This is a genomic window from Neisseria sp. HMSC03D10, from assembly GCF_001807625.1.
Lineage (GTDB): Bacteria > Pseudomonadota > Gammaproteobacteria > Burkholderiales > Neisseriaceae > Neisseria > Neisseria mucosa.
On record NZ_KV789580.1, the window covers coordinates 1 to 25,272 of the forward strand.

21 protein-coding genes are annotated in these 25,272 nt (G+C 51.9%); 12 read left to right on the plus strand and 9 right to left on the minus strand.

Annotation, left to right across the window (positions count from 1 at the left end; all coding sequences use genetic code 11):
- Positions 1 to 59: 59 nt before the first annotated feature.
- The 5 genes from HMPREF3066_RS08710 to HMPREF3066_RS08735 form a co-directional block, all read right to left on the minus strand.
- Positions 60 to 491: a plastocyanin/azurin family copper-binding protein gene (locus HMPREF3066_RS08710; protein ID WP_003743313.1), complete on the minus strand. Its 432-nt coding sequence runs from the start codon at positions 489 to 491 to the stop codon at positions 60 to 62.
- A 167-nt stretch (positions 492 to 658) separates the two neighbouring features.
- Positions 659 to 1,426 carry an ABC transporter ATP-binding protein gene (locus tag HMPREF3066_RS08715; RefSeq protein WP_070442210.1) on the minus strand — a complete coding sequence of 256 codons (768 nt, stop codon included), beginning with the start codon at positions 1,424 to 1,426 and terminating at the stop codon, positions 659 to 661.
- Positions 1,427 to 1,438: 12 nt separating this feature from the next.
- Positions 1,439 to 2,662, minus strand: coding sequence for an ABC transporter substrate-binding protein (locus tag HMPREF3066_RS08720; RefSeq protein WP_003755726.1), 1,224 nt, complete (start codon positions 2,660 to 2,662; stop codon positions 1,439 to 1,441).
- Between the two features lie 70 nt (positions 2,663 to 2,732).
- Complete coding sequence (locus tag HMPREF3066_RS08725) at positions 2,733 to 3,779, minus strand: FecCD family ABC transporter permease (RefSeq protein WP_003755728.1); 1,047 nt, start codon at positions 3,777 to 3,779, stop codon at positions 2,733 to 2,735.
- Positions 3,780 to 4,305: 526 nt separating this feature from the next.
- A complete protein-coding gene (locus HMPREF3066_RS08735) occupies positions 4,306 to 5,421 on the minus strand; it encodes an ABC transporter substrate-binding protein (protein WP_045072166.1) in 1,116 nt (371 codons plus the stop codon).
- Positions 5,422 to 5,679: 258 nt separating this feature from the next.
- Between HMPREF3066_RS08735 and HMPREF3066_RS08740 the strand changes: the two genes are divergently transcribed.
- Positions 5,680 to 6,510 (plus strand): ATP-grasp domain-containing protein, encoded by an 831-nt coding sequence (locus tag HMPREF3066_RS08740; protein ID WP_070442216.1) that lies wholly within the window; start codon positions 5,680 to 5,682, stop codon positions 6,508 to 6,510.
- Positions 6,511 to 6,609: 99 nt separating this feature from the next.
- Here HMPREF3066_RS08740 and HMPREF3066_RS08745 read toward each other — a convergent pair whose 3' ends face one another.
- Complete coding sequence (locus HMPREF3066_RS08745) at positions 6,610 to 7,263, minus strand: HAD-IA family hydrolase (RefSeq protein WP_210385711.1); 654 nt, start codon at positions 7,261 to 7,263, stop codon at positions 6,610 to 6,612.
- A 152-nt stretch (positions 7,264 to 7,415) separates the two neighbouring features.
- On the opposite strand from HMPREF3066_RS08745, the gene HMPREF3066_RS08750 reads away from it, so the two are divergent.
- Positions 7,416 to 8,420 (plus strand): quinone-dependent dihydroorotate dehydrogenase, encoded by a 1,005-nt coding sequence (locus HMPREF3066_RS08750; protein WP_070442222.1) that lies wholly within the window; start codon positions 7,416 to 7,418, stop codon positions 8,418 to 8,420.
- 76 nt (positions 8,421 to 8,496) lie between these two features.
- Here HMPREF3066_RS08750 and murJ read toward each other — a convergent pair whose 3' ends face one another.
- Positions 8,497 to 10,038, minus strand: a complete 1,542-nt coding sequence (gene murJ, locus HMPREF3066_RS08755) for a murein biosynthesis integral membrane protein MurJ (protein ID WP_070442225.1) — start codon at positions 10,036 to 10,038, stop codon at positions 8,497 to 8,499.
- Positions 10,039 to 10,237: 199 nt separating this feature from the next.
- Between murJ and HMPREF3066_RS08760 the strand changes: the two genes are divergently transcribed.
- From HMPREF3066_RS08760 to cysS, 5 genes are all read left to right on the plus strand, one after another.
- Complete coding sequence (locus HMPREF3066_RS08760) at positions 10,238 to 10,936, plus strand: thiol:disulfide interchange protein DsbA/DsbL (RefSeq protein ID WP_060975252.1); 699 nt, start codon at positions 10,238 to 10,240, stop codon at positions 10,934 to 10,936.
- 195 nt (positions 10,937 to 11,131) lie between these two features.
- The gene (gene obgE, locus HMPREF3066_RS08765; protein ID WP_049224055.1) at positions 11,132 to 12,286 is read left to right on the plus strand and encodes a GTPase ObgE; all 1,155 of its coding nucleotides are present in this window, start codon (positions 11,132 to 11,134) and stop codon (positions 12,284 to 12,286) included.
- Between the two features lie 82 nt (positions 12,287 to 12,368).
- Positions 12,369 to 13,415 (plus strand): AAA family ATPase, encoded by a 1,047-nt coding sequence (locus HMPREF3066_RS08770; protein WP_070442229.1) that lies wholly within the window; start codon positions 12,369 to 12,371, stop codon positions 13,413 to 13,415.
- 10 nt (positions 13,416 to 13,425) lie between these two features.
- Positions 13,426 to 13,941 (plus strand): hypothetical protein, encoded by a 516-nt coding sequence (locus HMPREF3066_RS08775; RefSeq protein WP_019269889.1) that lies wholly within the window; start codon positions 13,426 to 13,428, stop codon positions 13,939 to 13,941.
- The gene (gene cysS, locus HMPREF3066_RS08780; protein ID WP_070442231.1) at positions 13,938 to 15,359 is read left to right on the plus strand and encodes a cysteine--tRNA ligase; all 1,422 of its coding nucleotides are present in this window, start codon (positions 13,938 to 13,940) and stop codon (positions 15,357 to 15,359) included. The genes HMPREF3066_RS08775 and cysS overlap by 4 nt, the downstream gene beginning before the upstream one ends.
- Positions 15,360 to 15,442: 83 nt before the next feature.
- Here cysS and HMPREF3066_RS08785 read toward each other — a convergent pair whose 3' ends face one another.
- Positions 15,443 to 15,958, minus strand: coding sequence for an acyltransferase (locus HMPREF3066_RS08785; protein WP_070442234.1), 516 nt, complete (start codon positions 15,956 to 15,958; stop codon positions 15,443 to 15,445).
- Between the two features lie 282 nt (positions 15,959 to 16,240).
- Between HMPREF3066_RS08785 and rpmE the strand changes: the two genes are divergently transcribed.
- Both rpmE and HMPREF3066_RS08795 read left to right on the plus strand, forming a co-directional pair.
- Entirely contained in the window at positions 16,241 to 16,456 is a 216-nt protein-coding gene (gene rpmE, locus HMPREF3066_RS08790; protein ID WP_003741450.1) for a 50S ribosomal protein L31, read from the plus strand.
- Between the two features lie 169 nt (positions 16,457 to 16,625).
- Positions 16,626 to 18,278 carry an ArnT family glycosyltransferase gene (locus tag HMPREF3066_RS08795; RefSeq protein ID WP_070442238.1) on the plus strand — a complete coding sequence of 551 codons (1,653 nt, stop codon included), beginning with the start codon at positions 16,626 to 16,628 and terminating at the stop codon, positions 18,276 to 18,278.
- 221 nt (positions 18,279 to 18,499) lie between these two features.
- Here the strand turns inward: HMPREF3066_RS08795 and HMPREF3066_RS08800 are convergent, their stop codons facing one another.
- Complete coding sequence (locus HMPREF3066_RS08800) at positions 18,500 to 19,450, minus strand: bile acid:sodium symporter family protein (RefSeq protein ID WP_009312770.1); 951 nt, start codon at positions 19,448 to 19,450, stop codon at positions 18,500 to 18,502.
- Positions 19,451 to 19,858: 408 nt separating this feature from the next.
- Between HMPREF3066_RS08800 and gltS the strand changes: the two genes are divergently transcribed.
- The 3 genes from gltS (at position 19,859) to adhE (ending at position 25,215) form a co-directional block, all read left to right on the plus strand.
- Positions 19,859 to 21,079, plus strand: coding sequence for a sodium/glutamate symporter (gene gltS, locus HMPREF3066_RS08805; protein ID WP_070442241.1), 1,221 nt, complete (start codon positions 19,859 to 19,861; stop codon positions 21,077 to 21,079).
- Positions 21,080 to 21,203: 124 nt separating this feature from the next.
- The gene (locus HMPREF3066_RS08810; protein ID WP_070442243.1) at positions 21,204 to 22,211 is read left to right on the plus strand and encodes a lysozyme inhibitor LprI family protein; all 1,008 of its coding nucleotides are present in this window, start codon (positions 21,204 to 21,206) and stop codon (positions 22,209 to 22,211) included.
- A gap of 388 nt (positions 22,212 to 22,599) precedes the next feature.
- Positions 22,600 to 25,215, plus strand: a complete 2,616-nt coding sequence (adhE, locus tag HMPREF3066_RS08815; RefSeq protein WP_070442248.1) for a bifunctional acetaldehyde-CoA/alcohol dehydrogenase — start codon at positions 22,600 to 22,602, stop codon at positions 25,213 to 25,215.
- Positions 25,216 to 25,272: the final 57 nt, after the last annotated feature.

The following is a 25,272-nucleotide window of genomic DNA, read 5'->3' on the forward strand; positions in this document are numbered from 1 at the left end:
GGATGTCCAACTTTTGGGGTGCAGTTCAGTTTCAGACGACCTTTTGTTTGTGCGGCGGTTTATTTGACCTGCTGCATGTATTTTTTCAGACGACCCTTGCTCTGCATGGCGCGGTTTTCCAGTTCGTCCACGACGGCTTGCGCTTTGGCTTTGTTCACCGGTTTGCCGACCTGAATCACGCCGCTCATGTTCATCATGCGGTGCGGTGGGCAGGTATAGACGTATACGCCTTCTTTGTCGAGCTTGAGGGTGAAGTCTTTGCCGTCTTCGGACAGGAAGTCGGCAACGCCGTCGGGCAGGGCTTTGCTTTGCACCCAGTGGCCTTTGTTGGCGGCTTTGAAGGTTACGGTGTCGCCGACTTTGGCGTTGACGTAGCCGGGTTCGAACACCATACTACCGTCTTTGCCGTTGTCGAGCATTTTGACTTCGTGGTTGGCGGCGTATGCGCCGAGGGAAGCGGTCAGCATGAGGAGGAAGAGGGATTTTTTCATGGAGGGAGTCCTTTCTAAGGATAAAAAATATGGGTCGGGCTGATGAGTCGGAGAGGCAAGCCTTGGGCTTACCGCCCTCTCCCTAACCCTCTCCCGCGGGCGAGGGGATAAGTTGCAGGGAGTCCGCAGGCCGGATGCTCAAATCCGACATTTCAGGAGCGGTTAAGTTACGCACTCTGCTGCATCGGGCGGATAACGGGCAGGCCTTTGCTGTCGTATAAAAGTTCGATGTCCACTTTGTACAGCCTGCCTATCATGTCCGCCTGCAACACATCCTGCGGCGCGCCCTGCGCCTGTACTTTGCCTTCGCCGAGCAGAATCACGCCGTCTGAAAATTGCGCGGCGAGGCTCAAATCGTGCAAGACCATCAGCGTAACCAGATTGTGTTCGTGCGTGTATTGCACCACGCGCTCCAAGAGGTTCAACTGATGGTGCATATCCAGCGCGCTGACCGGTTCGTCCAGCATCAGGATTTCGGGACGGCGCAGCATGACTTGGGCAAACATCACGAGCTGCCGCTGTCCGCCGGAAAGCCGCATGACGTCGCGGTGCGCCAGATGGCCGATGCCTAGCTCCGCCATGATACTTGCGGCTTCGTGCAGCAGTTCGTCGCCGACGTGCATGTGCAGCGCGTCCATGCGGCCGAGCAACACGACTTCCAGTGCGGTCAGCGAGGCTTCGGCGGCGGTGTCCTGCGGCATATAGCCTATGCGTTTGCGCCAGCTTTGCAGGTGGATTTTGCTCAACGCTTCGTCGCCGTAGCGGATGGTGCCTTTGTGCGCCACTTCGCCGAAAATCGTTTTCATCAGCGAGGATTTGCCCGTGCCGTTCGGGCCGAGCACGGAATAGACTTTGCCTTGTTCCAGCGTCAAATCGATACTGTCGGCGACCACATAATCGCCGCGTCGGATATGTACGTTTTCCAGTCGGAGCATTTTGGACGACCTTTAAGCAAAGAGGGCGGCAAACCAGTTTTTAATACGTTGCCATAGTGACGGTTCGGCGACGGTTTCGGCTGATGCCGCAACAGTGTCGGCAGCCGCTTGTTTGTTGCAGTCTTCCAAACCGTCGCAACCCAAACGGATAAAGAAAGTACCCTTCGGCTCGACCGGCAGGTATTTACGGTGGAATTCACGGTAGGTCTCTTCCGGATTCACATCGGCAAAGGCTTCGGGATACAACGCTTTGGCGATAAATTGGGCGGATGCCAAATCGGAAAGCGAACGCGAAGCAGTATGGTAAATGCCGAACACACGGCCGTTTCGGACAGCGGGAATTTCCGCCCAACCGGCACGCCGGATGAAACCCTGTAAGCGTTTTTGCGCTTCGGCGGCTTCGATGCCGATGCCCATCGCCATTGCCGCCGGCTGCTTCAGTCCGGCTTCGGTGCCGGAAATAATCACAACGTCGGGCTTGGCGGCAAGAAACTGCTCGGGATTAATCGCCCCCCAGTCTTTGATGAAGGCTGCGGCAATATTGTCGCCGCCCACTGTATCGGCAATCGCACCCCACATATTTTTGCCGAAAGTAAAGCTATGTTCGGCAGGACCCTTGTCTCCGAACTCGATATAGATTTTCGGCTTGGGCTTGCCCGCTTCGGCCACGCGTTTTTGAATGTCGGCTATGCCTTGGGCGTATTCGCCGGCAATCTGCCCTGCACGCTCCGGCGTACCGGCGATTTCGCCGAAAAGTTTGGCACTGGCGGTATGGCGTTCGACCGTTTGCGCATTGAAATCGACCACAACCACCGGAATGCCGGCTTTTTCGAAACGCGGCATTTCTTCTTTCAACACGTCATACTGCCAATCCGCCAACACCACCACATCGGGTTTCATTGCCAAGGTTTTCTCAAACGAAAATGTACCGGCGTTCACATTGCCGATGTCGCCGATGTTTTGCAGCGAAGGGATTTTGGCGCGGTAGAGCGACCAACTGCCGGAGTTGAATTTCTCCCAAAATTCGCGCGAAATACCGACCACATTGTCAAATTTATCGACACCGGATACGGCAATATAATCAGGATAATAAAAGCCCAGCACCACACGTTTGGCAGGCACATCGACCCGCACTTCGCGCCCGCGTACGTCGGTAAGCGTTTTCACTTCGGCACAAACACCCTGCACGGCAAGACTGAACAAGGCAGCGGTTAAAATACGGCAAATAGGTTTCATTGGTTCTCTCTGTAAAATAAAAAAACAGTTTCAGACGACCCCGTCGCAACAAAAGACCGTCCGAAAAAACTTACCGCTTGGACAATACAATCCAAAAGAAAAACGGTACGCCGACAAACGCGGTAACAATCCCCACCGGAAACAGCGCACCCGGGATAATCACCTTGGACAACACGCTGGCGACCGATAAAAACGCCGCCCCTGTCAGCATCGCGCCGGGCAGGAAAAAGCGTTGGTCCTCACCGAGCAGAATCCGCGCCACATGCGGCGCGACCAGTCCGATAAAGCCGATTACGCCGACGAAACTGATTGCCGTCGCCGTCATCACCGCCACCAGCACCAGCGTTTTCAGGCGCAAAAGTTGCAGATTGATGCCCAGCCCGACGGCGCGTTCTTCGCCCAAGCGCAGCGCAGTCAACTTCCACACATCGCGTGAAAGCAGCAGCACGCATACCGCCGTAACCGCCGCCGTAACGATGACCGTTTCCCAAGTTGCTTTGTTCAAACTGCCAAACAGCCAAAACAAAATCTGCTGTGAAATCTCAGGCGCGGCGATAAATTGAATCAGCGACAAAATCGACTGAAACAGAAACAACAGCGCAATCCCGACCAACACCAGCATCGCCGAATTGAAGCGGCGTGCCGAGGCAAACAGAAACAAGATGCCCGAAGCCAGCATGGTCATCACAAACGCGCCGATGGGAACGGCGACCGTTTCAGGCAGCCCGAAACCGCCGAACGCAATCACCACCGACGCGCCCAAACCCGCCGCCGCCGCCAAACCCAGCGTATAAGGGCTGGCCATCGGATTATTCAACAACGTCTGAATCTCCGCTCCGCCGACACCCAAAGCCGCACCGACCACCAGCGCCATCACCGCAATCGGCAGGCGCAGATCCATCACAATCAGGCGGTTCATTTCATCGACTTCGGGTTTGCCCAGCAAAACATTGACCACTTCGCCGACAGGCAGCGTGTCCGTCATCGCCGGACCGGTGGCGATGTCGAATAAGAAGCTGACCGATGCGATGATTAAAAACATCAAAACAATCAACCAACGCTTGCCTTCCAACTTGCGCTGGTTTTTCACAATCTCGGCGACAACCGAATCATTCATTTTTTAAGCCTTTGAAATTAAGGAACAAGGTCGGACATCTATGCCTGACCATCTCTTTTGTCTGTATCCGTTTTGAAAGGGTGGTTTTTTGAAAATCGGGATAACGGAAGTCCAAACGGCTTTGCCCTCTCCCTAGCCCTCTCCCACGGGGAGAGGGGATCAGATAACTGAAATTCAACTATTGTTGTGATTCCCTGCAATTTGTTCTCTTTCCCACGGAGAGAGGGAGTCGGATGACTGAAATCCGACCATTGTTGTGATTTTCTGCCATTTGTTCCCTCTCCCCGTGGGAGAGGGCTAGGGAGAGGGCCAAAACAGTCAACCACACCTGGCACTCCCCGTTCGATACGAAGGAAATTCGTAGCGTGGGCTTTGCCCACGAAAACAGGAAACCTCATACCGTTCGCCATCATTTCCGCAAACGTTATCCATCGGCAAAGCCCACGCTACCGCTTCTGTACAAAACCCATGCTGCTTTCAGACGACCTTCCGCATAAAAAGGTCGTCTGAAACCCAGAAGCCCGCCTTACTGCCCTTTCGGATACAGGTAGAACGTACCGTTCGGCACGACCGGCAGGTTTTGGCGGTAGAAGTCGGTATAAGTTTTCTCAGGATTGAAGTCTTTGAACAACTGCGGATAAATCGCTTTGGCCATAAATTGAATCGATGCGCCGTCGGAGAGTGTGCGCGAATTGGCGTGGTAGGCGGCGTAGAGGCGGTTGTTTTTAATCGCAGGCAGGTTCGCCCAGCCGGCGCGTTTGGCAAAACCGGCCAAGCGTTTTTCCGCTTCGGCTTTCGGAATGCCCCAGCCCATCACCATGGCGGTCGGGCTTTTCTTCAATTCGGTTTCGCGACCGGTAATCACGATGACGTCGGGTTTGGCGGCGAGGACTTTTTCAGGATTGATCGGGCCGTAGAACTCGACCGAAGAAGCGGCGATATTGTTGCCGCCGACCAGCGTCGCCATCGAACCCCACATACTCTTGCCGAAGGTTACGCTGTGTTCCGCAGGGCCTTTGTTGCCGAACTCGACATACACTTTAGGCTTGGGCAGATTGGCTTTTTTCACGCGCGCTTGGATGGTATCGGCGATGCGTTTGTAGTCCGCCGCCAATTTGTCCGCCTTTTGTTGCTGGCCGGTCAGCGTGCCGATAAGTTTGGTCGATTGGATGTGTTTGGCGACCGTTTGCGCGTTGTAGTCCAACACCACAATCGGAATGCCCGCTTTGTTGATGCGGGCAAGGTCTGAACCCAGAGCCTTATACTGCCAATCCGCCAGAATCAGCAAATCGGGTTTCAACGCCAATACTTTTTCAACGGAGAACGTGCCGACTTCCACCTCGCCCACGTCGGCAAGCTGGTTCAGCTTAGGCACGGCTTTGCTGAACGCCGCCCAGCTCGGCGGCGCCCAGTCGGCCCAAACCGCTTTGGAGAAGCCGACCACATTATTCAGCGCGTCCTTGCCGCCGATGGCCATGTAGTCTTGATAATAAAAGCCCAAAACCACGCGTTTGGCGGGCAGGTCGACGGTTACTTTGCGGCCGTTGACATCGGTAATTTGAACCGGTTTGGCATGGGCGGCGGCAGTGCCGAATGCCAATGCGGCGGCAAGGGCAAGGGAGGAGAAGCGCGAAAGTTTCATTAGAGTAAAATCCTTTTAATAAATAATGTTATATATAATTTATATATAAATAAGAATCTTTATTATTTATATGCGAGACTAATAGATTTAAAATAAACGGAAAAGTTCCGTTATTCAGGGAAGTTTTTATTACAAACGTGATGGTGTTTATTGTTCAGAAGACGCCTGCCGTTTGCCCGATAAAAGGTCGTCTGAAATATCAAGCAAAGACATAACCCCTTGTCAATATTATGTCATTTCATTTTTCGAAAGTCCGCCATGCTGACGATTACCACCTACCTCACCTACCCCGAGCCGCCGTCCAACCTGCTGCCGTTGGCGGATGCGCTGACACGGAACGGCATACCCACCGCCTTCGCGCCTTGGCAAAACCGCCCGAAATCCGCCTTTATCCTGCCTTTGTGCGCATGGGATTATGCGGCGGAGCCTGAAGCATTTGGGCAGTGGCTGACCGAAGCGGAAGCGTGCGGGCAAAGGTTTATCAACCCCGTCGGGCTGATGCGTTGGAACATGGACAAACGTTATTTGTGCGATTTGGCAGAATGGGGGGCGGACGTGATTCCGAGCGTGCAGACGTCGTCTGAAAAAGAAAAATTGGAAGACATTTTAAAAAATCGGGGCTGGCGGGAAGCGGTCGTCAAACCCGTTATCGGGCAGAGCGGACGCGGCGTGGCGAAAATCAGGGCGGGAGAAGTGTCGTTGAAGGCGGAGGATTATCCGCAAGGCGTCATCGTCCAGCCTTATATCCGCGAAATCGAAACGGCGGGCGAAACCTCGCTGGTGTTTTTTGACGGGCAATTCAGCCATGCCGTACTGCGTATGCCGCCCCAAGGCGAATGGCGCGCCAATTCCGCCTACGGCGTCGCCGTCAGCCTCGCCGCGCCGCCGGAAAAAGCAGTCGAAACCGCACGGCAGATATTGGACATGCTGCCTGAAATACCGGCATACGCCCGCATAGACGGGACGCTGATCGGCGACAGGTTGCTGCTCAATGAATTGGAACTCGTCGAACCCGCCCTTTACCTGCATACCGCTGAAAACGCGGTTGCCGATATGGTGCAGGCGGTGAAGCGCGTTATTGCGGGTTGATAATAAAGAACCAATGTAAAAAAGGTCGTCTGAAAACAAAGGTAGCGAGTTTTCAGACGACCTTTTTTTAAAATCAGAAAACGAAATGAAGACCACGCATTATAAACGCGCGATAAAGCCGGGCAGCTCGGACAAATCGTTCAAGATTGCTAAATGCGGTCGCGTTGCCAGTTGCGCGGCGGTATGCGCGCCGGTCGGTACGGCAACGGCAGGGGCTTTCGCATTTGCCGCCATATCCAAATCGTGGGTCGTATCGCCGACAATCAAAGTTTGCGAAGGCTCCAGCCCCAATTCGGAACATAAGGCAAAAACCATATCGGGCGCGGGTTTGGACGCATATTCGCTTGCGCAGGCGGTTGCCATCCAAAAATCTGCCGTCCCCGTCTGCACAATAGAACGGTCCAAACCCGTACGCCCTTTGCCTGTCGCTACGGCAAGCCAAAAGCCTTGTTGTTTTAAAGTGTTCAAACAAGGGATGGCTTCGGGGAACAAGGTCATATTGTGATTGTTCGGATTCAGATAATGCGCGGCATAGGTTTCTGCCAATTCTTCGCGCAGGTGTTCGCCCGCATTAGGCGCAAGGCGGAAGATGATTTCGGGCAGGCTGTAACCGATTAAGGCGCGGATGGCATCCGCATCGGGGGCTTTTAAACCGCAGTCGGCAAAACTTTGTTGGAACGTACGGATAATCGGGCGAGTCGTATCGGCAAGCGTTCCGTCCCAGTCGAAAATAATCAGTTCAGGCTTCATCAGAAATCCTTTCAGACGACGTTATCAATATGATTGTATAGCGGATTTTAAGACGGTTCAAAACGGCATTTCCTTTGAAGATTTGTTTGGCCGGCAGGAAAATACGACAGTTTCGGGTAAAATACGGCGGTTTGCCAATCATCCGAAAGAAACCCATGTATTCCCTAGCCCGCAGCCTGCTGTTCAAAATCGATGCCGAAAAAGCCCACCATTTCACCCTCGACGCGCTCAACAAAGTATACAAACTCGGTTTGCTTCCGATTTCCGACAACCGTACCAAGCCCGTCAAACTCATGGACATTACCCTGCCGAATCCGGTCGGACTGGCTGCCGGACTCGATAAAAACGGCGAATACATAGACGCATTGGGCGCACTCGGCTTCGGCTTCCTCGAAATCGGCACGGTAACGCCCAAACCGCAGCCCGGCAACCCGCAGCCGCGCCTCTTCCGCGTTCCCGAACACCAAGGCATCATCAACCGCATGGGCTTCAACAACCACGGTATTGACGCCATGATTCAAAACATCGAAAAAAGCCGTTATCAAGGCGTGTTGGGCATCAACATCGGCAAAAACGCCGTAACCCCCATCGAAAACGCCGCCGACGACTATTTAATCTGCCTCGAAAAAGCCTACGCACACGCAAGTTACATTACCGTCAATATTTCCTCACCCAACACCAAAAACCTCCGCGCACTGCAAGGCGGCGACGAACTGAGCGCGCTACTCGAAGCCCTGAAAAACAAACAGGCGCAGCTTGCCGCCGCGCACGGAAAATACGTCCCGCTCGCCGTCAAAATCGCCCCCGATTTGGATGAAGCACAAATCGAAGACATCGCCCACGTTGTCAAATCCGTCGAAATGGACGGCATCATCGCCACTAATACCACCATCGACAAATCAAGCCTCGGCAGCCATCCGCTCGCAGGCGAGCAGGGCGGCCTAAGCGGCCTGCCCGTGCGCGAAAAAAGCAACCAAGTGCTAAAAATGTTGGCGGAACACATCGACGGTAAGCTGCCGATTATCGGCGTAGGCGGCATCATGAACGGCAAGGATGCCGCCGAAAAAATCCGCCTCGGCGCAACCGCCGTCCAAGTGTACAGCGGCATGATTTATAAAGGTCCGGCATTAGTGAAGGATTGTCTGGCAGCGTTGAAATAAGCGCGATTTCCAACACAAAAGGTCGTCTGAAAACCCATATTTAAAGTTTTCAGACGACCTTCCCCATACTTCCGATTTAATGCGTTTCCACCCGTTTGAAATCTCTCGGTCTGAAACCCAACGCGGCCAGCGAAACAAAATATAAACCGCCGCCTATCGCAATCAGGATGCACAACTGCCCTGCTTTGCGCAAACCGCCGACATGCACCCACTCAAACGGCAGGTAAGCCTGCGCAGCCCACAGCCCGCTGCCCATCACGACAAGCGACAGCAGCATTTTACCCAGGAAACTCCCCCACCCTTTACCCGGTCGGTAAATACCGTGTTTGCGTAACAGATAAAACAGCAATCCCGCATTGATACACGCGCCTAGGCCGATGGCAAGCGAAAGCCCGACGTGTTTCAGAGAACTGATAAAGGCGAGGTTCATCAACTGTGTGCAGACGAGCGTAAAGATGGCGATTTTGACGGGCGTTTTAATGTTTTGCCGTGCATAGAAACCGGGTGCCAACACTTTAATCATGATTAAGCCGATTAAACCGAAAGAATAGGCAATCAGCGCATGTTGCGTCATCTGCGCGTCAAACAGCGTAAATTCGCGGTACATAAACAGCGTCGCCACCAGCGGGAACGACAATACCGCCAACCCGACCGCTGCCGGCAGGGTCAGCAGCATACACAGGCGCAAACCCCAGTCGAGCAGTCCGGAAAACTGCTCTGTATTCTGATTGGCTGCATGCTTGGACAAAGTCGGCAGCAAAATCGTACCGAGCGCCGCACCCAAAACGCCGCTGGGCAGCTCCATCAGGCGGTCGGCATAATACATCCACGAAACGCTGCCCGATTGCAGATAAGAAGCGAAAATCGTGTTGATCACCAAAGAAATCTGCGCCACGCTCACGCCCAAAATCGCAGGCGCCATCTGTTTCATCACTCGGTTGACCGCCCTATCTTGAAAATTCAGCTTAGGCAGTTTCAAAAAACCCAGTTTCGCCAGCCAAGGCAGTTGGAAACCGAGCTGCAAAATCCCGCCGACAAAAACTGCCCAAGCCAGCGCGGTAACGGGCGGATCAAAATACGGTATGAAATACAGCGAAAAGACGATAAAAGAAATATTCAAAAACGTCGGCGTAAACGCGGGAATGCTGAACTTATGATAAGAATTCAGTATCGAACCAACAAAAGAAGACAACGAAATCAATAAGATATAAGGAAACGTAATCCGTAGCAAATCGATAGAAAGCTGGAATTTGTCCGCATCCTTGGCAAAGCCGGGCGCGGAAGCCCAAATCACCCAAGGCGCGGCAAGAATACCCAGCGTGGTAACGATAACCAGGACAAACGACAGCATCCCCGCCACATGGCGGATAAACGCCTCCGTCGCTTCTTTTGAACGCGTTTCCTTATATTCCGCCAAAATCGGCACAAAAGCCTGGGCAAACGCCCCTTCCGCAAATACGCGGCGCAGCAGGTTCGGCAGTTTAAAAGCCACAAAAAAGGCGTCGGTCGCCATACCTGCACCAAACGCTCGGGCAATTACCGTATCGCGCACAAATCCAAGTATGCGCGACACCATCGTTAAGCTGCCTACCTTGGCCAAAGCCCCTAACAAATTCATCCGTTTTATTCCTTCAAAAGTCCAGACGTCGTCTGAAAGCGCGTATTGTACGACAGAATCGAACAGAACACTTTTTCAGACGACCTCTTTCAACACCATCATTTCCCTACATGAAACTGTCTTTTTCACATCAAACCATATATCAAACCGCCAAAATGCAATAAAATCTCCCATTTAACCAAACTATCACGGAGTAAACATGAAACTGAAAGCCTTGGCTCTTACCGCCGCCCTGCTTGCCCTGACCGCCTGCGACAGCAAAGTCCAAACCAGCGTCCCTGCCGACAGTGCGCCTGCGGCTTCAGCAGCCTCCGCTGCGCCTGTCGCTTTAGTTGAGGGGCTTAACTACACCACACTCAGCACGCCTATTCCCCAACAGCAGGCAGGCAAAGTCGAAGTCCTCGAATTTTTCGGCTACTTCTGTCCGCACTGCGCCCACCTCGAACCCGTTTTGAGCAAACACGTCAAAACCTTCAAAGACGACACCTACCTTCGTACTGAACACGTTGTTTGGGGCGATGAGATGAAACCGTTGGCGCGCCTTGCTGCCGCCGTCGATATGGCGGCCGCAGACACCAAAGACATTGCAAACAGCCATATCTTTGATGCTATGGTTAATCAGAAAGTCAAACTGCAAGACCCTGAAACCCTCAAAAAATGGTTGGCCGAGCAAACCGCTTTTGACGGCAAAAAAGTCCTCGCCGCCTACGAATCCCCCGAAAGCCAAACCCGCGCAGACAAAATGGCAGAGCTGACCAACACCTACAAAATCGACGGCACGCCCACCGTCATTGTCGGCGGCAAATACAAAGTCGAATTCGCCGACTGGGAATCAGGTATGAAAACCATAGACCTGCTTGCAGACAGAGTACGCGAAGAACAAAAAACTGCCAAATAATCCCCAAAAAGCAAACAGCCGTCCGAAACCGCGATTTCAGGACGGCTGTTTTCACAAAACATCCGGCAAAAAACCAAGCGGGACAGAGAAACGGGCGCACATCCCCCATATCCCTTATAATATCCCCCATTCCCATTTTTTCAGACGACCTACGACACAAAAGGTCGTCTGAAACCCAAAATACAAGAGAACACCATGAAATTCATCGACGAAGCAAAAATCGAAGTCGCCGCAGGCAAAGGCGGTAATGGCGCAACCAGTTTCCGCCGCGAAAAATTCGTACCGCGCGGCGGTCCCGACGGCGGCGACGGCGGCAAAGGCGGCAGCGTGTGGGCAGAAGCCGACGAAAACACCAACACCCTCGTCGAATACCGCTTCGTCAAACGCTACCAAGCCAAAAACGGCGAAAAAGGTCACGGCTCCGACCGCTACGGCGCAGGTGCGGACGACATCGTCCTCAAAATGCCCGTCGGCACCCTCATCCGCGACCTTGACACCGACGAAATCGTCGCCGACCTCACCCACCACGGCCAGCGCGTCTGCCTTGCCAAAGGCGGCAAAGGAGGTTTGGGCAACATCCACTTCAAATCTTCCGTCAACCGCGCGCCCAAACAATCCACGCCCGGCGAAGAAGGCGAAACCCGTTCCCTGCAACTCGAGCTCAAAGTCCTCGCCGATGTCGGCTTATTAGGCATGCCCAACGCCGGTAAATCCACCCTGATTACCGCCGTATCCGCCGCGCGCCCCAAAATCGCCAACTACCCCTTCACCACACTACACCCGAATTTAGGCGTCGTGCGCATCGACGAAAACCACAGCTTCGTCATGGCCGACATCCCCGGTCTGATTGAAGGCGCGGCAGAAGGCGCAGGCTTGGGACACCGCTTCCTCAAACACTTATCGCGCACCGGCCTGTTGCTGCACGTCGTCGATTTAGCGCCCTTCGACGAAACCGTCAACCCCGCCGAAGAAGCCCTTGCCATCATCAACGAATTGCGCAAATACGACGAAGAACTCTACGGCAAACCGCGCTGGCTCGTGCTGAACAAACTTGATATGCTTGACGAAGAAGAAGCCCAAGCACGCACCGCGGCCTTCCTCGAAGCCATCGGCTGGGATTACCCCAAACCTGACGACCGCTTCCAATTCGACATGGAAACCCCGCGCCTCTTCCAAATCAGTGCGCTGACCCACCAAGGTACGCAGGAATTGGTACACCAAATCAACCAATACCTGACTGAGAAAAAACGCATCGAAGCTGAAAAAGCTGAAGCGGAGCAGGCAGTGGCAAATGTTGAGATTGCCGAGCAGCAGCCTAAAACAGATACTGGCGTGTTTAAACCGGAGTGAAAAAAGAAAGGGTTTCAGACGATATTTGTTCTACAAAAGGTTGTCTGAAACAATTTTAAAGCAAGATTGAAATGGATTAAAAATGTCATCTAACCAATATATCCAGTCGCTTGAGTTGACAAACTTTACCGTTCTTCCAAACGATACTTTTGAATTTTCTGAAAATCTCAATATTATTGTTGCCGAAAACGGTTGTGGCAAAACACATTTGTTAAAAATTTTATACAGCCTGCTAGAAGTAACATCTAACACCAAAAACAGATTACTGAAAACAGAATTGCAAAAAAGTTTTGCCGATAAATTACTGAATGTTTTCCGTCCCGATTCCTTGGGCAGGTTGAGCAAACGTTTGCAGGGGCGCGGGCGTACGGAAATCGTTTTAAAATTGCAAAACGGCACTACGCATAGTAGTCTGAATTTTTCCAGCAATTCATCATCGCAAGTCAATATCGAAAGTATCGGGCTGAAAGAAAGTGAACATACTCCGACGCCTATCTTTTTACCCAGCCGTGAATTAATTACACTTTGCCCTTGGTTCACTTCTTTGTATCAAAACCAAAGCATCCCTTTCGAAGAAACTTGGTTTGATACCTGTATGCAATTAAATCACCCGCTTGCCAAAGGTCCCAGAGAAACCAAAATTCGAGAATTACTTGAACCTCTTGAGAACGCAATGGGAGGAAAAGTATCTGAAGAACAAGGAAGGTTTTATCTATCGCTGACAAATACGGGCGGTAAGATTGAAGCACCTTTGGTAGCAGAGGGTTTGCGGAAATTTGTCATGATTGCCCGGTTAATCGCAACAGGGGCATTGCTAGATAAAGGCTATCTATTTTGGGATGAACCGGAAGCTAATCTGAATCCTAAATTGATCAAAGTGGCTGCCCGTATTATTTGGTCTTTATCTCAACAAGGCATTCAAGTCTTCATTGCGACACACTCTTTATTTTTATTGAGAGAGCTTGAGATCCTCAAAGTAAAGGAGAAAAACATATCAAGCCGTTATTTTTCATTGATTGCAAGTGAAGGTGATGTAAAACTGGAACAAGCCGACGATACAACTGATTTATCAACCATTGTCGCTCTTAATGAAAATCTTGCACAATCAGAAAGATATCTAGATATTTAAGGGAAAACAAATGACAATTACCGAAGGTTCATTGAAATTTGAATTTCCTGAACATTGCATCACCTCAAAATACGATGAATGGTCACACTACCGTAAACAGTTTGAAAATAAATGTTCAACAGGCAATAAAGCCATAGACTTTATCGCAATCGAAGCAAATCAAACACTATGGCTTTGTGAAATTAAAGATTTTAGAATTGGGCAGCGTAATCCGGAAAAGCTGCCTTTAGAACAGGAAATTGCTTTAAAAGTAAAAGATACGCTTGCGGGCATTGTTTCAGCAAAATTTAAAGCAAATAATCCTATTGAAAAAAACTTTGCTGAAGAATCCCTAAAATGTAAAAACATCCGTATCGTTTTACACATAGAGCAGCCAGACGGAATACGTCAAATCTATAATTTGTCGGACTTAAAGGATAAATTAAAAAGGTTATTGAAAGCTATTGATCCTCATGTTGTTATCTCAACCTGCTTAAACCAAAAGTATGTTCCTTGGACGATTACAGAAAGTTCAAATACCCCATGACCACCATCTACAACACCCTGACCCGTCAAAAAGAACCTTTCATCCCCATCGACCCTAAAAACGTGCGCATGTACGTTTGCGGCATGACCGTTTACGACTATTGCCATTTGGGTCATGCCCGTGTGATGGTTGTATTCGACATGATTGCCCGTTGGCTGCGCGAGTGCGGTTATCCGCTCACTTATGTGCGCAACATCACCGACATCGACGACAAAATCATCGCCCGGGCGGCTGAAAACGGCGAAACCATCGGCGAACTGACCGCGCGTTTCATTCAGGCTATGCACGAAGATGCCGATGCTTTGGGCGTGTTGCGTCCGGATATTGAGCCGAAGGCGACGGAAAACATTCCGCAAATGATTGCCATGATTGAAACCCTGATTCAAAACGGCAAGGCATACCCTGCCGCAAACGGCGACGTTTACTACGCCGTGCGCGAGTTTTCCTCTTACGGGCAATTATCGGGCAAATCGTTGGACGATCTGCGCGCCGGCGAGCGCGTGGAAGTGGACGGTTTCAAACGTGATCCGCTTGATTTTGTGTTGTGGAAAGCCGCCAAAGCAGGCGAACCGGCATGGGAAAGCCCGTGGGGCAACGGACGTCCGGGCTGGCATATCGAATGCTCCGCCATGAGTGAAAACCTGTTCGGCGACACTTTCGACATCCACGGAGGCGGCGCGGATTTGCAATTCCCGCACCACGAAAACGAAATCGCCCAAAGCGTCGGTGCGACAGGGCATACCTGCGGCCACGACCACGCGCAAACCCACCACGGGCAAAGTATTGCCAGCCACGTCAAATACTGGCTGCACAACGGCTTTATCCGTGTGGACGGCGAAAAAATGTCCAAATCGCTGGGCAACTTCTTCACCATCCGCGAAGTGTTGAAACAATACGACCCCGAAGTCGTGCGCTTCTTCATCCTGCGCGCCCACTACCGCAGCCCGCTGAATTACTCCGACGCGCATTTGGACGACGCAAAAGGTGCGCTGACCCGTCTGTACACTACGTTGAAAAACACCCCTGCCGCTGAGTTTGAATTGTCCGAAAACGCCAATGACTACACCCGCCGCTTCTACGCCGCCATGAACGACGATTTCGGTACGGTCGAAGCCGTTGCCGTACTGTTCGAACTGGCAGGTGAAGTGAATAAAACCAACGACGCACACCTCGCCGGCTGCCTGAAAGCCTTGGGTGGCATCATCGGTCTGCTGCAACGCGATCCGACCGAGTTCCTGCAAGGCGGCGCGGTTTCAGACGGCCTCTCCAACGAAGAAATCAAAGACTTAATCGCCCAGCGCAAACAAGCGCGCGCCGATAAAAACTGGGCAGAGTCCGACCGCATCCGCGACCTTCTGAACGAACACAAAATCATTCTGGAAGACAACGCCGGCGGTACGACTTGGCGGCGCGGCTAATTTGCTTTGATACGAAAAAAGGTCGTCTGAAAACATTTTCAGACGACCTTTATATATTTGATTGGAAACCGTGATGTGTGTACTTAATCTTCTAACAGGTTCTTCTTGATGACCGCAGGATTCCCAGCGGCGACGCAATATGGCGGCACATCTTTGGTTACCACAGCCCCTGCGCCGATGACTGCTCCTTTTCCTACTCGGACTCCGCCCATAATAATCGCGCGCCGTCCAATCCAAACATCATCCTCAATCACAATCGGATTGATTTCCGTATAGCCCTCATATTTCAAAGTTTCACGATTAAACTTGTGATTATTGGAATAAAACAAACATTCCGGCCCCATCATGACATTATTGCCTATCGTCAAGCCGTAGCATATTTCGCAATTAACGCCGACCCCCGAGTTGTCGCCGATTACGGTATCTGGCATAACATATGCACCCTTTTCAATATTAACGTTTGTACCGATATGAGGCGACACTCTCTTTGCCAAAAAACCACGGACTTTTTTAGCAGGCGAACCCAAAACGCTGCAATAAGACGGCGGCAGTAAACCGCCGATTACTCGCAGAATCAAACCATTTACTCTTGCCTTCATCCCTATACGGTTCCTCATTTCAAATATATTGTCATCAGACCCCTATTTTGCACAAAGTTCAAGAATAAAGCAAAAATTCTCAAAAAATTACCAAAATAAACAATATGATAAATAATTCAGTATCTTATTATCCCAATCATCATTTCAAGAACACAAAAGCAACGCCGACCAACCTCTCTCGGGCAATATCCTCTTGACGGAACAGAAAAAAACAGCGAGAATCCGACTCTTGTCTGAAGCATAGGTACATCCCCTATGCCCGCTTAACCGAAAGGAAACAAAATGAAACAAGGTATCCACCCTAATTACCACGAAATCAACGTTACCTGCTCTTGCGGTAACAAATTCGTCACCAAATCCGCGCTGGAAAAAGACAACTTCAACATCGAGGTTTGCTCTTTGTGCCACCCGTTCTACACCGGCACTCAAAAAATCGTCGACACCACCGGTCGCGTGGACAAATTTAACAACAAATTCGGCAACCTGTTCAAACGCTAATCGCCGCTCTACTGAAATAAAAAGACTGCATTTTATGCAGTCTTTTTTGCTTTATACGTCGTCTGAAAATGCATTTTCGCCAGATTAAAAACCAAACCCCTCCTTTCAGACGACCTACCGCCGAATCTTTGCTAAACTACACGAAAATACGTTCAACCCCCTCAAAGCTATGCTCACTTACACCTCGCCCGATTCGCGACAACCTGCCAAAACCCATGAAAAACCCTGGCTCTTGCTGCTGATGGCATTTGCCTGGCTGTGGCCGGGCGTGTTTTCGCACGACTTGTGGAATCCCGCCGAACCCACCGTCTTTACCGCCGTCGAAGCCTTAGACGCAGGCGCGACGCCGTTGGTTGCCCATGTGTTGGGGCAGCCGGATTTTCAAATTCCGCCCGTCTATTTGTGGGTGGCGGCGGCGTTCAAACACCTGTTGTCACCTTGGGCGGCGGACGCTTATGATGCCGCGCGTTTTGCGGGCGTCTTCTTTACGATTATCGGGCTGACCGCCTGCGGTTTTGCCGGATTCAACTTTTTGGGCAGGCACCACGGGCGCAGCGTCGTCCTTATTCTGATCGGCAGCATCGGGCTGCTCTCGGTCGCGCACTTCCTCAACCCCGCTTCCGTCGCCTTTGCCGCGTCGGGCATGATATTGTGCGGCTTTTCGTTGGCGCAACGCCGCGTCATTACCTCTTCCCTGCTGCTGGGCTTCGGCTGGGCGTTGCTGTCACTCTCATCGGGCTATCTGATGACCGCCGCGCTGATGTTTTTAGCACCTGCCCTGTTGCTCGATGAGAAATGGCGCGTCAAACGCTATTACCTGACGCTGGTCGGCGCGTTCGCCATCGGACTGCCGCTCTTGACGGTTTATCCGCTCATCTTCTCCAGAACTCAGCCCGAACTGTTTTCCATCTGGTTGAACCACCACTCGCTCGGCGCATTCGGCGGCTTGGGTGGTTTTCAGACGACCTTCAGCCTGTTCTATTACCTGAAAAACCTGCTCTGGTTTACCCTGCCCGCGTGGCCGCTCGCCGCATGGACGTTAAGCCGCCCCCGCATCCGCGAAAAAAACTGGAGCGTATTGTGCATTTCGTGGTTCCTCATCGTCCTCAGCATTCTTGCCGTCAGCCCGCAACGCCTCCAAGACAACCTCGTCTGGCTGCTGCCCCCGCTCGCCCTGCTTGGCGCGGCGCAACTGGACGGGCTGCGGCGCGGCGCGGCGGCGTTTATCAACTGGTTCGGCGTTATGGCGTTCGGACTTTTTGCCATCTTCTTGTGGACGGGCTTCTTCGCCATGAACTACGGCTGGCCTGCCAAACTCGCCGAACGCGCCGCCTATTTCAGCCCGTATTACACGCCCGACATCGACCCGATACCGATGGCGGTCGCCCTGCTGTTTACCCCGCTGTGGCTGTGGGCGATTACCCGCAAAAACATCCGCGGCAGACAGGCAGTGACCAACTGGGCGGCAGGCGTTACGCTGGCGTGGGCATTGCTGATGACCCTGTTCCTGCCGTGGCTCGACGCCGCCAAAAGCCACGCGCCCGTCGTCCTCCAAATGGAAGCCGCCCTCTCCCCCGAACTGAAACAACGGCTTTCAGACGACCTCGAATGTATCAGCATCGCCAACGAAGACCACCGCGCCCGTATCGCTTGGGCGCAATACAGCGACTTGACACTCCATATCGACGACGCTGCCTGCCGCTACCTTCTGGTGCAGCAGCCTAAAAATACCGACGCGCCGCCGGGCTGGACGAAAATCTGGCAGGGCGCGCGCCCGAGAAACAAAGTGGAAGGCTTCGCACTTTTAAAAAGAGAAGAGTAAAAAAGGTCGTCTGAAAAGCAAAATTGCCGGTTCAGTGGAAATACCCTAATTAAGCTGAAAATTTTGAACCTGGTGTCCAAACCATCGGGCCGTACCAATAGAGATTGAAAGAACCGAATCCACGGCAATATGAAAATCTAAAGGTCGTCTGAAAAGCAAGGTTGGGAAACCCTACCCTGTTTTTCAGACGACCTTCTTATTGTCTCAATTACCACCGCAGCTTATTGCTTACGCCTATCCCACCAAGCGAATAAGTTGCCCAAGACGGTTCCCGATACGGAGTGCCAGACGCAGGCGACGGCGGTGGCGACGGCGGATTCGGCGTTACCCGGGAAGAATTTGGCGCTCAGACCCGTGGCGAGACCGGCGTTTTGTACGCCGACTTCGATAGCGATGGTACGTTTTTTGGCGGTGTTCATACCGGTTAGCGCGCCGCTGTAATAGCCGAGGATGTAGCCGCCGATATTGTGTGCGGCAATGGCGAGCACCATAACTAAGGCAGATTCGGCAAAACGGTGGCCGTGGACGGCGGCAACACCGCCGACAATGCAGGCAAAGGCGGCAACGGCAACGGCGGGCATGATGGCGCGAACATCTTCAAACCAGTGTTTTTTGTGCAGCAACATATTAGCGGCAGAACCGATAACGACAGGCAACAGGGTAACGAGCAACATAAACTTGAACATGCCCCAGCCGTCCATTTCGACGGTTTGTCCCACGAGGTAAGTCATCCACAGCGGCGTCATAACGGGGGCGAGGACGGTAGAGACGGTGGTCATGCCGACTGAGAAGGCAACATCGCCTTTGGCAAGGAAACTCATGATGTTGGACGAAACCCCGCCCGGGCAAGTACCGACCAAAACCAGACCCAGCGTCAATCCGGGCGAAAGGTTGAAGGCTTTGGCGATACCGATGGCGAGCAGCGGCATAATGGTGTATTGGGCAACTGCGCCGATGAAAATATCGAGCGGGCGTTTAGCCAAAATTTGATAGTCTTCTTTGCCTAGAGTCATGCCCATGCCGAGCATAATGATGCCGAGTACGACGACTTGCGTGTCGCCTTTCACCCATGAAAAGGTAGCGGGTTCGATAAAGGCGACGATAGAGGCAAGGACGATAATCAGTGCGGTGAATCGGGTCATTTGCCGGCTGACGGCAGTCAGAAAGTTCATAGTTTGCTCCTTTGTAGGTTGTTATGTATGACAGCGATTGCCATAATTTAACGGATATTAACTTTTCTGTATCATCCTGGCAATGATGGACAGACGTGTGCCAAAGGTCGTCTGAACACTAAGAAAGTACTGTTTTTGATAACGACGTTTTTCTAGAAACCGATTTATATATTGTCAACAATGTTTAATTGACACCTATAAACCATTCACAAACAATCAATAAGTAGTCAAAAGTAATGCCATGATTAAAAAAATATTTCATTTATTTGCTTAGTATTCCGTATAAAAATGCCTGAAATCCTAACTATTCTTTGACAATCTTTAACCCATCCCCTAATATCCAACAGTTTGATTCCGCAAAGCGGATTTAAGAAAAACATTTTTGAGATTTTGAGAGGTAAAACGATTATGGAATGGGAATTTAACAGTTACTACACGTTGATTGCCGCCACATTGGTTTTGTTGATTGGTAAGGTTTTGGTAAACAAAGTCAAATTCCTGCGCGATTTCAACATTCCCGAGCCTGTGGCAGGCGGCTTGATTGCTGCGATTATCCTGTTTGCACTGCATCAAGCTTACGACGTGAGCTTCAAATTTGAAAAACCGCTGCAAGACGCATTCATGCTGATTTTCTTCACTTCTATCGGTTTGAGCGCGGATTTCTCCCGCTTGAAAGCAGGCGGTCTGCCGTTGGTGATTTTCACCGCCGTCGTAGGGGCGTTTATCATCGTGCAGAACTTTGTCGGCGTCGGCTTGGCGAAGATTTTGGATTTGAATCCGCTTATCGGCCTGATTACCGGCTCGATTACCCTGACCGGCGGACACGGTACCGCAGGCGCATGGGGTCCGGACTTTGAAAACAAATTCGGCTTGGTTGGTGCTACCGGATTGGGTATGGCTTCCGCCACGTTCGGTTTGGTATTCGGCGGCCTGATCGGCGGCCCGGTTGCGCGCCGTCTGATCAACAAAATGGGACGTAAACCCATCGATCAAAGTGGACAAAAGGCAAATTCAGACGAACATGCCGACGACGTGTTCGAACAAGCGAAGCGCACCCGCCTGATTACCGCCGAATCTGCCGTCGAAACGCTTGCTATGTTTGCAGCGTGTTTGGCATTTGCCGAAATTGTGGACGGCTTCGACAAAGAATATCTGTATGACTTGCCGAAATTCGTATGGTGTCTGTTTGCCGGTGTCGTCATCCGCAACATTCTGACTTCCGCGTTTAAAGTCAATATGTTCGACCGCGCTATCGACGTATTCGGCAATGCCTCCCTGTCGCTTTTCCTCGCAATGGCGCTTTTGAACCTGAAATTGTGGGAACTGACCGGTCTGGCGGGTCCTGTAACCATCATTCTCGCCGTACAAACCGTCGTGATGATTCTGTACGCGACATTCGCCACCTACGTTTTTATGGGACGCGACTACGATGCGGCGGTTTTGGCGGCAGGACACTGCGGCTTCGGCTTGGGCGCAACGCCGACCGCCGTTGCCAATATGCAGTCCATCACTCAGACCTTCGGTCCTTCGCACAAAGCCTTCTTGATTGTGCCTATGGTCGGCGCATTCTTCGTGGACTTGATTAACGCGGCAATCCTTTCCGGTTTTGTAAATGTCATCACCAAATAAGTAAGCATTTATAACGGTTCGTTGAAAAAGCACTTGCAACATTTACTTGCTGCAAGTGCTTTTGTTATGATGGTCGTCTGAAAAGCAGTCCGGTCTGGTCTGCAACCGCATCAAGGAGATATTTATGAACAAAAAACTGCTGGCTTTGCCGCTCGTCCTGATATTGGCCGCGTGCGGCAAGGATGAGCCCAAGCAGGCTTTGGAATGCAATCATCCCGCCGCCATCCAAAGCATCAAAACACAAATCCAAAACATTATCCGCCAGGAAGCGCGCGCATTTGCCCGCAACGACAGCCGCCAATTTGTCGATGCGGACAAAGTCATTGCTGCCGGTTCCGAACTGGAAATCGGCTTAAACAATGCCCAACAAATTGATGAAGACAACAAAACCATATGCGGTGCGGATTTAAGCATCCGAGTTCCTGCCGATGTCCTTAATGCAGCGGAAGATAATAGCCCTTTGATTTACAGCGAAACGACTTTAGCCGAAATACTGGAACAAAAGCTGACAGGCAGCAATTTGAAATTTGCCGACAATACGCTTTCAACTTCCGTACGTTATACGCCTGATAAAGACGGCAACGCCGTTTTGGAAGACAACACTGTCTCCATGACGGCACGCACGCTGTCCTCGCTGCTGCTGCCCTACGGTGTTAAAAGTATTGTGATGATTGACGGCAAGGCAGTCAGCAAAGAAGATGCTATGAAGTTGTTAAAAGGCAAACACGATGAGCCGCCTGTCGTTTCTCCGGAAGATATTCTGGAAAACAATGCTGCCAGCCAAGCATCGGGCGTGCCGCAGGCAGCAGGATTGGAAACCGAAATCCTGCATCCTGATACAGAAGCGAAACGCGAAGAGCCGTCGTTCTCGCAAAGCGATCTGGACAATGCACGCAGCCAAAACCGCAATGCAGATTCCGAAATTCAAAGAATATGGGACGGAATGGAACATACTGTTCAAAAGGAACTGCTCACCGAACAGCGTGCCTGGATTCAGAACAAGATCCAAAACTGTCAACAGGCTGCTGCCCAGGCTGACAGCCCTGCTCATGCCGAATACCTCAAGCTCCAATGCGACACCCGCATGACGCGCGAACGCACGCAATACCTTCGCGGCTATTCGATTGACTAGACGGATTTTTCTTCCAATCATCAAAAGGTCGTCTGAAACTTTGACTTCAAGGTTTCAGACGACCTTTTTCCTTTTTTCTTTATTTAGCTTTGTCTGATTCATTTGTAATTTTGATACAAAATCCGACGAATTTCGTTTCCATATGAATTGCAGCAGGTAAAACAATAGCGATATGGCAAAGGGGGAAACTCGGCGGCCCCTTTTGTCAAACTCGTTAAAATGATTTTATTTCAATGTATTAAAAACAGAAAAATCCTGAAAGAGGTCGTCTGAAAACAGCATGCATGGTTTGTGATGTAAGTCAAAGAGAAATGTAACAAAATTACTTATAGTAATCGTAGTGAAAATTTATCGACTTTATTGCCACCTTATATCAAGGAGATACACCATGAACGCATCAGCCAACAATGTCGTCAGCCCCGCCGTAGCCGAGGTCAACAGTTTGGTTGAAAAGGGTTTGCGCTCGTTGGACGAGTTTCGCAAGCTGAATCAGGAGCAGATTGATTATATCGTTGCCAAAGCCTCCATTGCCGCGCTGGACAAACATGGTGTACTCGCCATGCACGCGGTCGAAGAAACGGGACGAGGTGTATTTGAAGATAAGGCGACCAAAAACCTGTTTGCCTGCGAAAACGTCGTGCGCCGCCTGCGCGATTTGAAAACCGTGGGCGTCATCAGCGAAGACGATGTAACCGGCATTACCGAAATCGCCGATCCGGTCGGGGTAGTCTGCGGTATCGTGCCGACCACCAATCCGACTTCCACCACCATTTTCAAATCTCTGATTGCGCTGAAAACCCGCAATCCGATTATTTTCTCGTTCCACCCTTCCGCCCAGCAGTGTTCCGCCCACGCCGCCCAAATCGTGCGCGATGCCGCGATTGCCGCCGGCGCGCCGGAAAACTGCATCCAGTGGATTGAAAAACCGTCTATGGAAGGCACTTCCGCGCTGATGAAGCATCCGGGCGTAGCGACGATTTTGGCGACCGGCGGCAATGCGATGGTGGAAGCCGCTTATTCCTGCGGCAAACCCGCGCTCGGCGTCGGGGCGGGCAACGTGCCTGCCTATGTCGAAAAAACGGCAAACATCCAGCAGGCGGCACACGACATCGTGATGTCCAAAGCGTTCGACAACGGCATGATCTGCGCCAGCGAACAAGCCGTCATCGCCGATAAAGAGATTTATAAAGAGTTGGTCGAAGAGTTCAAATCCTACGGCGTGTACTTCGCCAACAAAAAAGAAAAAGCCATGCTCGAAGACTTCATCTTCGGCGTTACGGCAAACTGCGCCAACTGCGGCGGCGCGAAGCTCAATTCCGCCGTTGTGGGCAAACCGGCGGCGTGGATTGCCGAACAGGCCGGGTTTAAAGTTCCCGAAAAAACCAACATCATCATCGCCGAATGCCGCGAAGTCGGCCCCAACGAGCCACTGACCCGCGAGAAACTCTCGCCCGTACTGGCGATGCTCAAAGCAGATTCCACCGAACAAGGCTTGCAGTTTGCCGAACAAATGGTCGCCTTCGACGGCTTGGGACACTCCGCCGCCATCCATACCGCTGATCAAGAATTGGCAAAAACCTTCGGCACCCGCGTCAAAGCCCTGCGCGTGATTTGGAACTCGCCCTCCACCTTCGGCGGCATCGGCGATGTTTACAACGCCTTCCTGCCGTCCCTGACCTTGGGCTGCGGCTCTTACGGCAAAAACTCCGTCGGTGGCAACGTCAGCGCAGTCAACCTGTTAAACATCAAAAAAGTAGGTCGTCGGAGAAACAACATGCAATGGTTCAAAGTACCCGCCAAAATCTATTTCGAGCGCGATTCCATCCAATACCTGCAAGACATGAAAGACTGTGAAAAAGTCATGATTGTGACCGACCGTTCGATGGTCGATTTGGGCTTCGTCGATAAAGTGACCCACCAGCTCCACCAACGCAAAAACAAAGTAACCATCCAGCTTTTCACCGACGTCGAAGCCGATCCGAGCGTCCAAACCGTCTATAAAGGCACCGATTTGATGCGCAGCTTCCAACCCGACACCATCATCGCGCTGGGCGGCGGCTCGCCGATGGACGCGGCAAAAGCCATGTGGCTCTTCTACGAACAGCCCCAAGTCGACTTTGAAGACCTCGTCCAAAAATTCATGGACATCCGCAAACGCGCCTTCCGCTTCCCCGAATTGGGCCGCAAAGCCAAATTCATCGGCATCCCCACCACATCGGGCACAGGCTCCGAAGTCACGCCGTTTACCGTCATCAGCGACGGCGACAAAAAATACCCCATCGCCGACTACTCGCTGACCCCGACCATCGCCATCGTCGATCCCGCATTTACCATGACCGTTCCCGCCGGCGTAACCGCCGACACCGGTCTGGACGTACTGACCCACGCCGTAGAAGCGTACGTTTCCGTGCTCGCCAACGACTTTACCGACGGCCTCGCCCTGCAAGCCATCAAGCTCGTGTTCCAATACCTCGAACGCTCCTACAAACACGGCGCGTCCGACCCCGAAGCGCGCGAACACATGCACAACGCCTCCACCATCGCAGGCATGGCGTTCTCCAACGCATTCCTCGGCATCAACCACTCAATGGCGCACAAAATCGGCGGCAAATACCACGTTCCGCACGGCCGCGCCAACGCCATCCTGCTGCCGCACGTCATCCGCTACAACGGCACGCGCCCGCAGAAAACCGCCACCTGGCCGAAGTACAACTACTACAAAGCCGACCTGAAATATCAGGAAATCGCCCGTACCTTAGGCCTGCCGTGCGCCACCCCTGCCGAAGGCGTAGAATCCTTCGCCCGCGCCTGTCATGAACTGGCGGTCAACGTCGGCATCAAAATGTCGTTCAAAGAGCAGGGCATCGACGAAAAAACCTTCATCGACGGCCGCAAAGAACTGGCACTGCTGTCCTTTGAAGACCAATGCACCCCCGCCAACCCGCGTCTGGCATTGGTCGCCGACATGGAAGAAATCCTGACCAAAGCCTATTACGGCGAATAAGGTTCGCGAATTACAATAAGGAGTAAGAAAAAGGTCGTCTGAAAACTGAACTGGCCC